The 12,992-nt window shown below is 64.9% G+C and carries 14 protein-coding genes; 10 read left to right on the top strand and 4 right to left on the bottom strand.

The genetic code is table 11. From position 1 onward, the window contains the following. From yaaA to AC2FM5_RS12885, 3 genes are all read right to left on the bottom strand, one after another. Positions 1-695: peroxide stress protein YaaA (gene yaaA / locus AC2FM5_RS12895; protein WP_496736023.1), on the bottom strand; the 695-nt coding region annotated here is incomplete at its 3' end. A gap of 34 nt (positions 696-729) precedes the next feature. Then, entirely contained in the window at positions 730-2,769 is a 2,040-nt protein-coding gene (gene recQ / locus AC2FM5_RS12890; RefSeq protein ID WP_496736021.1) for a DNA helicase RecQ, read from the bottom strand. A gap of 76 nt (positions 2,770-2,845) precedes the next feature. Further along, on the bottom strand, positions 2,846-3,133 hold the full coding sequence (locus AC2FM5_RS12885) for a YggT family protein (protein WP_496736019.1): 288 nt from the start codon (positions 3,131-3,133) through the stop codon (positions 2,846-2,848). Positions 3,134-3,264: 131 nt separating this feature from the next. Between AC2FM5_RS12885 and AC2FM5_RS12880 the strand changes: the two genes are divergently transcribed. From AC2FM5_RS12880 to smpB, 10 genes are all read left to right on the top strand, one after another. Further along, positions 3,265-4,632, top strand: a complete 1,368-nt coding sequence (locus AC2FM5_RS12880; protein WP_496736017.1) for an MFS transporter — start codon at positions 3,265-3,267, stop codon at positions 4,630-4,632. Continuing rightward, positions 4,629-5,492 (top strand): penicillin-insensitive murein endopeptidase, encoded by an 864-nt coding sequence (gene mepA / locus AC2FM5_RS12875; RefSeq protein WP_170391302.1) that lies wholly within the window; start codon positions 4,629-4,631, stop codon positions 5,490-5,492. The genes AC2FM5_RS12880 and mepA overlap by 4 nt, the downstream gene beginning before the upstream one ends. Continuing rightward, positions 5,465-6,349, top strand: coding sequence for an esterase-like activity of phytase family protein (locus AC2FM5_RS12870; protein ID WP_496736015.1), 885 nt, complete (start codon positions 5,465-5,467; stop codon positions 6,347-6,349). Before mepA ends, AC2FM5_RS12870 begins: the two co-directional genes overlap by 28 nt. 91 nt (positions 6,350-6,440) lie before the next feature. Beyond that, complete coding sequence (locus AC2FM5_RS12865; RefSeq protein WP_170340977.1) at positions 6,441-7,085, top strand: queuosine precursor transporter; 645 nt, start codon at positions 6,441-6,443, stop codon at positions 7,083-7,085. A gap of 262 nt (positions 7,086-7,347) precedes the next feature. Then, positions 7,348-7,767 carry an alternative ribosome rescue aminoacyl-tRNA hydrolase ArfB gene (gene arfB / locus AC2FM5_RS12860; RefSeq protein ID WP_496736012.1) on the top strand — a complete coding sequence of 140 codons (420 nt, stop codon included), beginning with the start codon at positions 7,348-7,350 and terminating at the stop codon, positions 7,765-7,767. A 60-nt stretch (positions 7,768-7,827) separates the two neighbouring features. Then, the gene (locus AC2FM5_RS12855) at positions 7,828-8,574 is read left to right on the top strand and encodes an SDR family oxidoreductase (RefSeq protein WP_496736010.1); all 747 of its coding nucleotides are present in this window, start codon (positions 7,828-7,830) and stop codon (positions 8,572-8,574) included. A gap of 82 nt (positions 8,575-8,656) precedes the next feature. Then, positions 8,657-9,670 carry a P1 family peptidase gene (locus AC2FM5_RS12850; RefSeq protein WP_170440009.1) on the top strand — a complete coding sequence of 338 codons (1,014 nt, stop codon included), beginning with the start codon at positions 8,657-8,659 and terminating at the stop codon, positions 9,668-9,670. A gap of 112 nt (positions 9,671-9,782) precedes the next feature. Further along, on the top strand, positions 9,783-10,196 hold the full coding sequence (locus tag AC2FM5_RS12845; protein ID WP_170405871.1) for a c-type cytochrome: 414 nt from the start codon (positions 9,783-9,785) through the stop codon (positions 10,194-10,196). A gap of 187 nt (positions 10,197-10,383) precedes the next feature. Further along, positions 10,384-10,926 (top strand): isopentenyl-diphosphate Delta-isomerase, encoded by a 543-nt coding sequence (gene idi, locus AC2FM5_RS12840; protein WP_093964071.1) that lies wholly within the window; start codon positions 10,384-10,386, stop codon positions 10,924-10,926. A 47-nt stretch (positions 10,927-10,973) separates the two neighbouring features. Then, positions 10,974-11,450 (top strand): SsrA-binding protein SmpB, encoded by a 477-nt coding sequence (smpB, locus tag AC2FM5_RS12835; RefSeq protein ID WP_170360447.1) that lies wholly within the window; start codon positions 10,974-10,976, stop codon positions 11,448-11,450. A gap of 28 nt (positions 11,451-11,478) precedes the next feature. Here the strand turns inward: smpB and glpK are convergent, their stop codons facing one another. Continuing rightward, the gene (glpK, locus tag AC2FM5_RS12830; RefSeq protein ID WP_496736007.1) at positions 11,479-12,957 is read right to left on the bottom strand and encodes a glycerol kinase GlpK; all 1,479 of its coding nucleotides are present in this window, start codon (positions 12,955-12,957) and stop codon (positions 11,479-11,481) included. Positions 12,958-12,992: the final 35 nt, after the last annotated feature.

Here is a 12,992-nt window from a genome sequence, read left to right as displayed (position 1 = left end):
TCGAAATCCCGCAGGCCCGCAGGGTCGGTCAGCCGGTGCTGGATGATGTACCGCGCCATCGAGCCGCGAGCCTTTTTGGCGAAGAAGCTGACGATCTTCGGTGCGCCGTCCTTGTCCTCCATGAAGACAGGGGTGATGACCCGCAGTTTCAGCGCCTTGGGGGTCACCGCGCCGAAATACTCCTGGCTGGCGCAGTTCACTAGCGTACCGGTGCCGATCTCGTCGGCCTGCGCATTCAGCGCCTTGCTCAGCTGGTCGCGCCAATAGTCGTACAAGGACGTGCCGCGTCGGGTCTTCAGCCGGCTGCCCATTTCCAGCCGATAGGGCTGAATGGCGTCCAGCGGGCGCAACAGGCCATAAAGCCCCGACAGGATGCGCAGATGGTTCTGCGCCCAGGCCAGTTCGTCGACGTCCAGCGAAGCGGCCTCGAGCCCCTGATAGGTGTCGCCGGCAAAGGCCAGCGCGGCTGGGCGGGTGGCCTCGGGCTGCGGCGCGTCGGCAAAGGCGCGGAACCGGTCACGGTTCAGTCGGGCCAGATCGTCGCTGAGGCTCATCAGCTTTTTCAGATCCCCCAGCGTCAGGTTGCGCGCGGTCTTAGCCAGCCGGATCGCGTCGTCCTGAAAATCGGGCTGAGTCGGTGCCACGTCCCGCTCTGCCCAGTCCAGCCGCTTGGCCGGAGAGATCACCACCAGCATGTCTGCCCCCGTGTTCGTGCCTGCCTGCCGATACCTAGCCCGCCGCGCGCAGCACGTCCAGAAAGGCGGCCGAAAATCGTTCGGCGCGGCGGTCGCCCAGTATCTGCTCCAACGCGCGTTCGTCGCCGGGGCGCATCTGCGCCACCTTGGCCAGTTGCGAAGCCGAGCAGCTGAGTGGTTTGTCGATCCCGTCCGGGCCTCGGGCCAACTGCGCCTGCACCTCGAGCAGACGGTCATAGATATTTCCCTGTTCGCGCCCGGCCAGCTTGCGGCGCGCCGGGTGGACCGCCTGCGCCTCGCCCGCGATTACTTCGAGGAAGGTGTCGCCGTAGCGGTCCAGTTTTTTCGCGCCGACACCGCCGATCCGGGCCATCTCGTCCAGGGTCATGGGGCGTTTTTCCGCCATCTCGATCAGCGTACGGTCGGGGAAGATGACATAGGCGGGCACCCGGGCGGCCTCGGCCAGCGCGCGGCGCTTGGCCTTGAGGGCCGACAGCAGGGGCGCGTCCTCTTCCGAGACCATCATCTTGACAGCGGGCCGCCGGGTGGCCTTGCCCAGCGTGTCCTTGCGGAGGGTGATCTGCGCCTCGCCCTTCAGGATCGGCTTGGCGGCCTCGGTCATGCGCAAGGCGCCGTGGCGTTCAGGGTCGGGGCGGACAAGGTCGTGGCCCATCATCTGCCGGAAGATCGCCTGCCATTGCGGGCGCGACCAGTCCTTGCCGATGCCGTAGGTGGGCAATTCGTCGTGCCGCCGCGCGCGGATCTTGTCGGTTTCGTTGCCCAAGAGGATGTCGATCAGGTGTCCCGAGCCGAACCATTCCTCGGTGCGCAGGATCGCCGACAGGGCCATGCGCACGGGCGTGGTGCCTTCGAACAACTCGGGCGGGCTGTCGCACAGGTCGCATTTGCCGCAGGGCTGAGCCTCTTCCCCAAAATAGCCCAGCAGAGTCTGGCGGCGGCAATGCAACGCCTCGGCCAGACCCAGCAGCGCGTTCAGGCGGGCATGGTCGGCGGCGCGGCGTTCGGGCGGGGCCAGCCCCTCGTCGATCTGGCTGCGGCGCAGGCGGATGTCGTCGGGGCCGAACAGGGTCAGGGTCTCGGCCGGCCCACCGTCGCGTCCGGCGCGGCCGATTTCCTGGTAATAGGCCTCGATCGATTTCGGCAGGTCCGCATGGGCGACCCAGCGGATGTCGGGCTTGTCGATGCCCATGCCGAAGGCCACGGTGGCCACCACGATCAGCCCGTCCTCGCGCGCGAAACGGGTTTCGACGATGCGGCGGTCCTCGGCCTCCATCCCGCCGTGGTAGTGGCAGGCGCTGTGGCCCTGTTCGCGCAGGGCCTGCGCCAGCACTTCGGTCTTGTTGCGGGTGCCGCAATAGACGATGCCCGACTGGCCCCGGCGGGCGTCGGCGAAATCCAGGATCTGCTTGCGCGGGCTGTCCTTGGCGGCAAAGGCCAGGTGGATGTTCGGGCGATCAAAGCCGCGCAGGAACTTGCGCGGGGGCGTGCCGTCGAACAGTTTCTCGACGATCTCGTCCTGGGTTTCCGCATCCGCCGTGGCGGTGAAGGCGGCCAAGGGCACGTTCAGCGCGCGCCGCAGCTCTCCGATCCGCAGATAGTCGGGGCGGAAATCATGGCCCCACTGGCTGACGCAATGCGCCTCGTCCACGGCGATCAGGCTGACATTGATCCGCCGCAGCATCCCCAGCGCCGACCCGGCGGCCAGCCGCTCGGGCGCCATATACAGCAGTTTCAGCCGCCCGGCCTCGAGCGCCTCCCACACGGCATCGGTTTCCTCGGGTGTGTTGCCCGAGGTCAGCGCGCCGGCCTCGACCCCGGCCTCTTGCAACCCCCGCACCTGGTCGCGCATCAGGGCGATCAGCGGCGAAATCACCACCGTGACCCCGTCGCGCAGCAGGGCAGGCAGTTGGAAACACAGGGATTTGCCGCCCCCGGTGGGCATGATGGCCAGCACGTTCTCGCCGGCGGTCACGGCATCGACGATCTCTTCCTGCCCGGGGCGGAAGTCATCGAATCCAAAGACATCTCGCAGCAGAGGCGCGGCGTCGAACATGTGCGGGGGTGCCCTGTTTCAAGATTTGACTGCTCTTGATCGGACAATCACACAGTCGGAATCGGGGAACAAGAGGTCAGTAGAAATAGACCGCGTTGTTGATAAGGATGATCCGCAGCGCATAGACCCCGATCAGCACCACCAGAGGCGTCAGGTCCAGACCGCCCATGTTGGGCAGAATGCGGCGGATCGGGCCGTATATCGGCTCGAGCAGGCGGTTCAGGCCGTACCAGATCTGGGCGACCAGCTGTTGATGCAGGTTCAGGACCTGGAAGTTGATCAGCCAGCTCATGATCACATGGGCCAGGATGATGAACCAGGCGATGTCCAGGATCAGCAGCAGGATTTGGATCAGCGACAGCATGAGCACCTCGTTTTCCGTACGGCCTGAGACCTAAGTGCCCAAGCGGCAATAGGCAAGCCCGCAGTCACAGAACGCTTGCGAAATGGCCCAAAGGCCCGTCTTATGAAATCAAAAGCAGGCAAGGGGCAGAGATGGCAGAGATTTCCAAGCGCAGGCGCATCTGGGGCTGGTGGTTTTTCGACTGGGCCAGCCAGCCGTATCACACCCTGTTGGTGACCTTTGTCTTTGGCCCGTATTTCGCCGGTGTTGCGGCTGAATATTACGCAACCGCCGGGATGGATGCCGAAGCTGCCGCCGCGCAGGCGCAGACGGTCTGGGCCAACTGCCTGACGATCACCGGTCTGATCATCGCTTTCGGCGCGCCGCTCTTGGGGGCGATGGCCGATGTCTCGGGGCGGCGCATCCCGTGGATCTTTGCCTTTTCGGTGATGTATGCCGTGGGCTCCGCGGCGCTGTGGTTCACGCTGCCGGACGGGTCGAACATGTGGCTGATGCTGTCGGCCTTCGGTCTGGGCTTCGTGGGGGCCGAATACGCGCTGATCTTCATCAACTCGCAACTGCCCGATCTGGGGGGCGACGATGAGGTGGGCGAGATCTCGGGCTCGGGCTTTGCCTTCGGCTATTTCGGCGGGCTGATTTCCTTGGCGATCATGCTGGCGCTGTTCGTCGAGCAGCCCAACGGGAAGACGCTGATCGGGATGGAGCCGCTGTTCGGTCTGGACGCCGGCACGCGCGAAGGCACGCGTTTCGTGGGGCCGTTCACCGCCGGGTGGTTCATCCTGTTCATGGTCCCGTATTTCCTGTGGGTGCGCGACGATCCCGCCGCCGACAAAAAGGGCAGCGTATCCGAGGCGCTGAGCCTGCTGGGCAAATCCGTGGCTGCCTTGCGGCACCGGGTCAGCCTTGCCAGCTATCTGGGGTCATCGATGTTCTACCGGGACGCCCTGAACGGGCTGTACAGTTTCGGCGGCGTCTATGCGCGGCTGGTGTTGGAATGGGACCTGATCAAGATTGGCGTCTTCGGCATCATCAGCGTGCTGGCTTCGGCAGTCTTCGCCTGGATCGGCGGCAAGCTGGACCGGAAATTCGGCCCCAAGCCGGTGATCCTGACCGCGATCTGGGTTCTGATCCTGGTCTGCACCACCATCGTGTCGATGGACCGGACGCAGATCTTCGGCATCGCCCTGGCACAAGGCTCGGGCCTGCCGGACATGGTGTTCTTTGGCTGCGGCATCCTGATCGGCGGGATGGGGGGCATTCTGCAATCGGCCAGCCGGTCGTTGATGGTGCGCCACACCGATCCGGCCGCCCCGGTCGAGAGCTTTGGCCTTTATGGTCTGTCGGGCCGCGCCACCGCTTTTGCGGCGCCTTTGATGATCGGAATTGCAACAACCGCGACCGGCAGCGCGCGGTTGGGGGTGTCTCCGATCGTCGGGTTGTTTATTCTGGGATTGTTCCTAATGCGCTGGGTCAAACCGGAAGGGGATCAGAGCAGATGATTTCATTACGTTTTTTGGTGTTTTTGGCAGGAATTGCGCTGGCCGGGGCGGCTGGGGCCCAACCGCTGGCCAAGCAGTTGTTCGGGGCTCAGAAGTACAGTTCGCAACAAAAACCGGCCGCTTTCGGCAGTTATTCGCGCGGATGCGCCGCCGGATCGGTGCAACTGCCCGAGACCGGACCCACCTGGCAGGCGATGCGTCTGTCGCGCAACCGCAACTGGGGCCACCCGCAGTCCATCGACTTCGTGCAGGACCTCAGCCGTTTTGCGGCAAAGCAACCGGGGTGGAACGGGCTTTACATCGGGGATATCAGCCAGCCGCGGGGCGGGCCTATGACCTCGGGCCACCGCAGCCACCAGCTTGGCTTGGACATCGACATCTGGATGCTGCCCGGTGACAACATGCGCCTGTCGCGCAAGGCGCGCGAGAACATCTCGTCGATCTCCTTGCGGCGCTCGAACGGCGCCTATGTGAACGGCAACTGGACGAAACAGCACCACGCCATCCTGCGCGAGGCGGCCAAGGACAAACGCGTGGCCCGCATCTTCGTGTTTCCGGGCGCCAAGGTGCAGATGTGCAAGGAAGAGAAGGGCAACCGTGCCTATCTGCGCAAGATCCGGCCCTGGTGGGGGCATCATTATCACTTCCACGTCCGGCTGAACTGCCCGCGCGGCTCGCGCGGGTGCGTCAATCAGGATCCGCCGCCCAAGGGTGACGGCTGCGCCGAGGCCGAACAGTGGGTGCGCAACATCCTGAACCCGCCGCCGCCCGACCCCAACGCGCCGCCTCCGAAGAAACGTCGTGAGTATGTTCTGGCGGATCTGCCCCAGCAATGCGCCGCCGTCTTGCAGTCCAACTGATCGCCAGCCTGTTTCTGGCCGGTTCCGCCTGGGCGGTCGAAGTCAAATCGGCCGAATATCTGGGCAGCTTTGCATGGCGCGCCGGCCATGACTGGTTCGGCGGGTTTTCCGCCATCCATGTCTCGGATGACGGGCAGCTCGCATGGGTGCTGAGCGACCGCTCCACCCTGGCATCGGTCCGCATCGACCGGGATGGCGATGAGATTGTCGGCATCCGTATTGTTGGCCACTGGCCGGTTCTGTCCAGCCGGGGACGGATCATGCCCGGCAGCTCGGGTGACTCCGAGGGGCTGGCGCTGGCGCCGGATGGCAGCTTCTTCATTTCGTTCGAAGGCGTGCATCGCGTGGCCCGTTATGCCGCGCCCGGTGCCCATGCTCAGGTGCTGCCGCGCCCCAAGGCCTTTGACGCGCTCGACCAGAATGGTTCGTTCGAGGGGCTGGCCATCGACGCCCAGGGTCGCCTGTACACGTTGCCCGAGAAAAGCCGCACGGCAAATGGCGACATTCCGGTCTATCTGTGGAACGGGCGCGCCTGGTCCACGCCCTTTGTCCTGACGCAGCGGGACGGTTTTCTGCCCGTAGCGGCCGATTTCGGTCCGGACGGGCGGTTCTACGTTCTGGAACGCGCGGTCTCGCTGACCGGGTTCCGGTCGCGTTTGCGTCGGTGGCGGATCGCGGGTGATACACCTGCGGCCGAGGAAATCCTGTTCCAGACCGGAACCGGAACCCATGACAATCTCGAGGGGCTGTCGGTCTGGCGCGACGGGCAGGGGCGGTTGCGGGCCACGATGATCTCGGACGACAACTTTCTGGCCCTGCAGCGTACCGAACTGGTCGAGTATCTGCTGCCGGATTGACACGGGCCGATCCCGGGTCTAGAAGCGCGGCTTGCCTTGGGACGGTCCCTTGGCCAAGTCGCCGCTACCTTGTCAAAACGGGCATCAGAACATGCAACGCAACTTTATCCCCGGCATTCTTGCCATGGCCGCCATCGTCGTGGCCTCGAACATCCTGGTCCAGTTCCTGATCTTTGATGGGCTGTTGACCTGGGGTGCCTTCACCTACCCGCTGGCCTTTCTGGTCACCGACATCATGAACCGCGTCTATGGCGTGGGCCCGGCCCGCAAGGTCGTCTTCGCGGGCTTCGTCACCGGCGTGATCTGCTCGCTGATCGGCAGCCAGATCATGCTGCAGGGCGACGGCTTCACCTACGTCGCCGTGCCGCTGCGCATCGCCGTGGCTTCGGGAACGGCGTTCCTGATCGCGCAGCTGACCGACGTCACCGTGTTCAACGCCATGCGTGAAGGCCGCTGGTGGCGCGCGCCGCTGGTATCCACCCTGGTCGGATCGGCGCTGGATACCGCGATCTTCTTCACCATCGCCTTCTCGGCCTCGGTGACCTTCTTCGGCGCCGATGCGGATGCGGCCATCAACTGGGCGTGGGAGCCTGTGCCCTTCATGCTGTCGGGCCCCGAGGCGCCTCTGTGGGTGACGCTGGCATTTGCAGACTGGCTGGTGAAGCTGTCGCTGGCTTTGGTCGCGCTTATCCCCTTCAAGGTGATCGTCGCGCGCCTGACCGCACAGCCCGCGTAAAAAACGCTTTGAGAATGGCACAAGTTGTGTCACCATCCTTTTCAACCGCAACAGATAGAAAAGGAGGTGATCCAGTGTCGAGAAAGAGATTGGAGAGAGGTGTCGGAACAACCGGGGGGACCGCCTGCTAGGGCAGCCCTTGGCGGAGCGCGCGCTCCGGCTGGTCGATTGATCTAACCGACCCGACCTCCTGAACTTTCGAAGGGCCGTCCCGCCGGGGCGGCCCTTTCTGTTTCCGGGTGGCGCCTGTAAGGTCGCGCCCATGTTGCGCATCACCGACGATATCACCCTGCACGATTGGGAAATGACCGAGAGCTTCATCCGCGCTTCGGGGCCCGGCGGGCAGAACGTGAACAAGGTCTCGACCGCGGTCGAGCTGCGCTTCGAGGCGGCGCGCTCGCCCTCGCTGCCCGATCCGGTCAAGGCGCGGCTGAAACGGCTGGCCGGGCGGCGCTGGACCAAGGATGGTGCAATCATCATCCAATGCAACGAAACCCGCAGCCAGGCCCGTAACCGCGAGATCGCCCGCGCCCGTCTGGCCGAGCTGATCGGCAAGGCGCTGGTCAAACCCAAGCGGCGGATCGCGACGAAACCCACCTATGGATCGGTCAAGCGCCGGCTGGCGGCGAAAAAGGCCCGGTCCGACGTCAAGGCGCTGCGCGGCAAGGTGGCGGAAGATTGATCTGGCATCTTTCCCTGCCGTTGCTAGTCTGACCGCGACAGGCGGCAGGGAGGCAAGGCCATGAGGCTGGAGGGAAAAACCGCAATCGTGACCGGCGGCGCATCCGGGTTCGGGGCCGGGATCGTACAGAAATTCTTGTCCGAAGGCGCACGGGTGATGATCGCCGACATCAACGGGGATGCCGCGCGTCACATGGCGGCAACGCTGGGCCCTCTGGCCGATCACCACCAGGTTGATGTCTCCGACAGCGACTCAGTCCAGGCGATGGCGGACGCGGCTCTGGGACTTTACGGCCATCTCGACATTCTGGTGAACAATGCTGGTGTGACCCACCTGCCGACGCCGCTGGAGGAGGTCAGCGAAGAAGACTTCGACCGCGTCTATCGTGTGAACATGAAGTCGGTCTTTCTGACTGCGCGGGCGCTGGTGCCACATATGAAATCGCGCGGGGCGGGGGCGATCCTGAACGTCGCCTCGACCGCCGGATTGTCGCCGCGCCCGAATCTGAACTGGTACAACGCCTCCAAGGGCTGGATGATCACCGCGACCAAGACGATGGCGGTCGAACTGGCCCCCTCTGGTGTCCGCGTGAACGCGATCTGCCCGGTAGCGGGGGAAACGCCCCTGCTGAAATCCTTCATGGGCGAGGACACGCCCGAAATTCGCGCCAAATTCCTGTCGACCATCCCGTTGGGCCGGTTCTCGACCCCGCAGGACATGGGCAACGCCGCCTGTTTCCTATGCTCGGACGAGGCCAGCATGATCACCGGTGCCGCGCTTGAGGTGGACGGGGGCCGCTGTATCTGAACACCCCTTCATCTGGCCCGAAATATCCCCGCCGGAGGCAGCGCGCACCAGCGCGCTTTCCCGCAGTAAAGGACAAATCCGCATGACCCCCGGACCCAGAAACCTGATCACCGACGTACCCGGCCTGCTGGTGGGCAACGCTCAGGGCGCGGCTCTGAAATCCGGTGTCACCGTCCTGACCGGAGATCAGCCCCTGCGGGCCTCGGTTCATGTGATGGGGGGCGCCCCCGGCACGCGTGAGACCGATCTGCTGGCGGCCGACAAGACCGTCGACCGGGTGGATGCGATCGTGCTTTCGGGGGGCTCGGCCTTCGGGCTGGATGCCTGTTCGGGCGTGATGGATGCGCTGCATGCACAGGGTCGCGGGTTTCAGGTGGGGCCGGCTGTGGTGCCGATCGTACCCGGGGCGATTCTGTTCGACCTGCTGAACGGCGGCGACAAGGCGTGGGGTGAAAACCCGTACCGCGCCTTGGGCCGGGCCGCATTTGACGCCGCGGCGGAGACGTTCGATCTGGGCAGCGCCGGGGCCGGAACCGGCGCGCTGACGGCCATGTGCAAGGGCGGGCTGGGCTCCGCCTCGGCGGCGTTGCCTGGCGGCGTGACCGTGGGTGCGCTGGTTGCGACCAACCCGCTGGGCAGCGTCACCACTCCGGGCGACCGGCATTTCTGGGCCGCCCCGTTCGAGATCGGGGCCGAGTTTGGCGGGCTGGGGCCGGATGCGGCGTCCGGTCTGGGGGACCCCGCGCCCAGCCGCAAGGCCCGGGCGATGGGCCATCCCCCGCCCGACAAGGCCAACACGACCATCGCCATCGTCGCCACCGATGCCGCCCTGACCAAACCGCAATGCCAGCGCATGGCGGTGGCCGCCCATGACGGGATCGCCCGCGCCATCCTGCCCGCCCACACGCCGGGCGATGGCGACCTAGTGTTCGGCGTCAGCACGGGACGGATCCCTTCGGCCGAGGCCGATCTGGCCCTGCTGGGTCACGCCGCGGCTCTGTGCCTGACCCGTGCCATCGCACGCGCGGTCTACCATGCGAAACCGGCGCCAGGCGACCTGTTGCCGTGCTGGTCGGATCTGCAAAATACGCCTTGAAAATATACCTTTTCGGCTGCGTCAGGTCGCCGCCGCGCGTCAAATTGCGCATTGACTCTGCGCGCGTTTGATACTGGTTAAAGGGCAGCCAATTCATATCGGAGCAACGCCAATGAAACGTATCATCGCGACTGCCATCGTCGGCCTGCTGGCTGTGCCGGCCCTGGCCGAAGGCGACGCCGAAGCCGGCGCCAAGACCTTCAACAAGTGCAAGTCCTGCCACATGATCGCAACGCCGGACGGCGAAGCCATCGTCAAGGGCGGCAAAACCGGGCCGAACCTCTACGGCATTGCAGGCCGTACCGCCGGCACCGAGGAAGGCTTCAAATACGGCGACAGCCTGGTTGCGGCCGGCGAAAAAGGTCTGGTCTGGGACGAAGAAAGCTTTGTCGCCTATGTTCAGGACCCCAAGGCGTTCCTGAAAGACTACCTGGGTGAAACCTCGGCCAAGTCGAAGATGACCTTCAAGCTGAAAAGCGGTGGCGAGGACGTCTTTGCCTATCTGCAGAGCGTTTCGGCCGAATAAGCCGCACTTGCTGAAAAATCGGAACAAGTACAAAAGGCCGCAGCCCTGCGGCCTTTCGTGCGCTTGATTGAAACGTCGATCATCGCCAGTTTTGTCGCAGACAAAAAACACTGCGCCCAACCCGCCAGCGCATCGCGCCCAGTCGCCGATGCCGCCAGACCGGCGCAGTCACATCAGGAGAGGACAGATGGGAATCATGATCCCGGCTTGGGTTCATGGCGAGCTGACACCCGTGGACAAGCTGGAAGCCCACGAAAAGGGGCTCAAGCACAAGGCGGTCTCGGTCTTCGTCGTGCGGGGCACCGAGATTCTGATGCAGCGCCGCGCGCTGGGCAAGTATCACACGCCCGGCCTGTGGGCGAATACCTGTTGCACCCATCCCGACTGGGACGAAAACTCCTCGGACTGCGCCGTGCGCCGCCTGCGCGAGGAGTTGGGCATCACCGGGCTGTATCCCGAATACCGGCACCGGCTGGAATATCACGCGGATGTCGGCAACGGGATGGTCGAGAACGAGGTCGTGGACGTGTTCCTGGCGCATGTACGCGGGCCGCTGAAGATCGAGCCCAATCCCGACGAGGTGATGGAGATCCGCTGGATCGACTACCACGATCTGCTGGCCGAAGTGCGCCGTCATCCCGAACGGTTCACCCCGTGGCTGAAGATCTACCTGCACAACCACGCCGACACGATCTTTGGCCCCGACCTGATCATCTCGGCCAAATCCTGACGCGCCCATCTTGCAAGGGCTGACGAAGCCGCATACATCACGGCGTCATGGCCAAGCAGAAGACAGACCCCAACTACAAGGTGATCGCCGAAAACCGGCGGGCCCGCTTCGATTACGCGATCGAAGAGGATATCGAGTGCGGCATCGTGCTGGAAGGGTCCGAGGTCAAGTCTCTGCGCGCGGGCGGGGCCAACATCGCCGAAAGCTATGCCGCGGTCGAGGATGGCGAACTGTGGCTGATCAACAGCTACATCGCGCCCTACGAACAGGCCAAGGCGTTCAAGCACGAGGAGCGCCGCCGGCGCAAGCTGCTGGTGTCCCGCAAAGAGCTGTCGAACCTGTGGAACGCCACGCAGCGCAAGGGCATGACGCTGGTGCCGCTGGTGCTGTATTTCAACCACAAGGGCCGGGCCAAGCTGAAGATCGGCATCGCCAAGGGCAAGAAGATCCACGACAAGCGCGAAACCCAGGCCAAGCGCGACTGGTCTCGCCAAAAACAGCGCCTGCTGAAGGATCACAGCTGACCCGGGCTGCTCCGCGGATCAGGATGAATCAGAACGCCATGGTGGCCTGCACCGCCCGCTGCCAGCGCGCATAGGCCGCTTCGCGGTCAGCCTCGGGCAGGATCGGTTCGAACCGCTGGTCCAGCGCCCAGGTGTCGGCGAATCCCGCCTGATCGGGATAGACCCCGGCCTTCATCCCGGCCAGCCAGGCCGCGCCCAGCGCCGTGGTTTCCTGCATCACCGGCCGGTCGACCGGCGCGCCCAGAATGTCCGACAGACCCTGCATCGCCCAGTCGGACGCGCTCATCCCGCCATCGACCCGCAGGATCACGTCCGCGTCGGCGCCCCAGTCGCCCTGCATCGCGTGCCATAGGTCGCGGGTCTGGAAGGCGATGCTTTCCAACGTGGCTCGTGCGATCTCGGCCCGGCCCGAGTTGCGGGTCAGACCGAACATGGCGCCGCGGCAGTCGGGCTTCCAATAGGGCGCGCCCAGCCCGGTGAAGGCGGGCACCAGAACCACATGCTGGTTGGGGTCGGCCTGCGCGGCCAGTTCGCCGCTTTGCGGGGCCGAGTCGATGATCCGCAGCGCGTCGCGCAGCCACTGCACCGCCGCGCCCGCGATGAAGATCGAGCCTTCCAGCGCATAGGTCCGCTGACCGTCCAGCTGATAGGCGATGGTGGTCAGCAGGCGGTTTTTCGACTCCACCGGCTGCGTGCCGGTGTTGAGCAGCGCAAAACAGCCCGTGCCATAGGTGGATTTCATCATGCCCGGTTGGAAACAGGCCTGCCCGATCGTGGCGGCCTGCTGGTCACCGGCCACGCCCAGAATCGGGATCGCCCCGCCGAACAGGCCGGTCTGGCCGAAATCGGCCGCGCAGTCGCGCACCTCGGGCAGCATCGACAGCGGCACGTCCAGCAGATCGCAGATCTCGGCGCTCCAGTTGCCCCTGTGGATGTCGAACAGCAGGGTGCGCGCGGCGTTGGTGGCGTCGGTGGCGTGGACACGGCCCTCGGTCAGGCGCCAGATCAGGAAACTGTCGATGGTGCCGAACAGCAGCTCGCCCGCCTCGGCCCGGTCGCGCGCGCCGGGTACGGTGTCCAGTATCCACTTGACCTTGGTACCCGAGAAATACGGGTCGAGCAGCAGGCCGGTCTGGGCGGTCACGTCATCCTCGCAGCCCGCGTCGCGGAACCGCTGGCAGATTTCGGCGGTGCGGCGGTCCTGCCAGACGATCGCGTTGTGGATGGCCTTGCCGGTCGTCTTGTCCCAGACCACGGTGGTTTCGCGCTGGTTGGTGATGCCGATCCCGGCGATCTGGTCGGGCGAGGCACCGACCTCGTTTATCACCTGCCGGCAGACGTTCAGGACGCTGTCCCAGATTTCCTCGGGGTCGTGCTCGACCCAGCCTTCCTGTGGGAAATACTGGGTGAATTCCTGCTGTGCGGTGCCCACGCGCTGCATCTGCGCGTCGAACAGGATCGCGCGCGAGGACGTGGTGCCCTGATCGATTGCCAGAATAAAGGTCATGCCCGTGTTCCCCCCCGGTCGTCATTTTCAGGGGA

The organism is Ruegeria sp. BHSA162, assembly GCF_059613385.1.
Note: the sequence above shows the minus strand (reverse complement) of the source record. Positions and strands in the feature narration are given on the sequence as shown.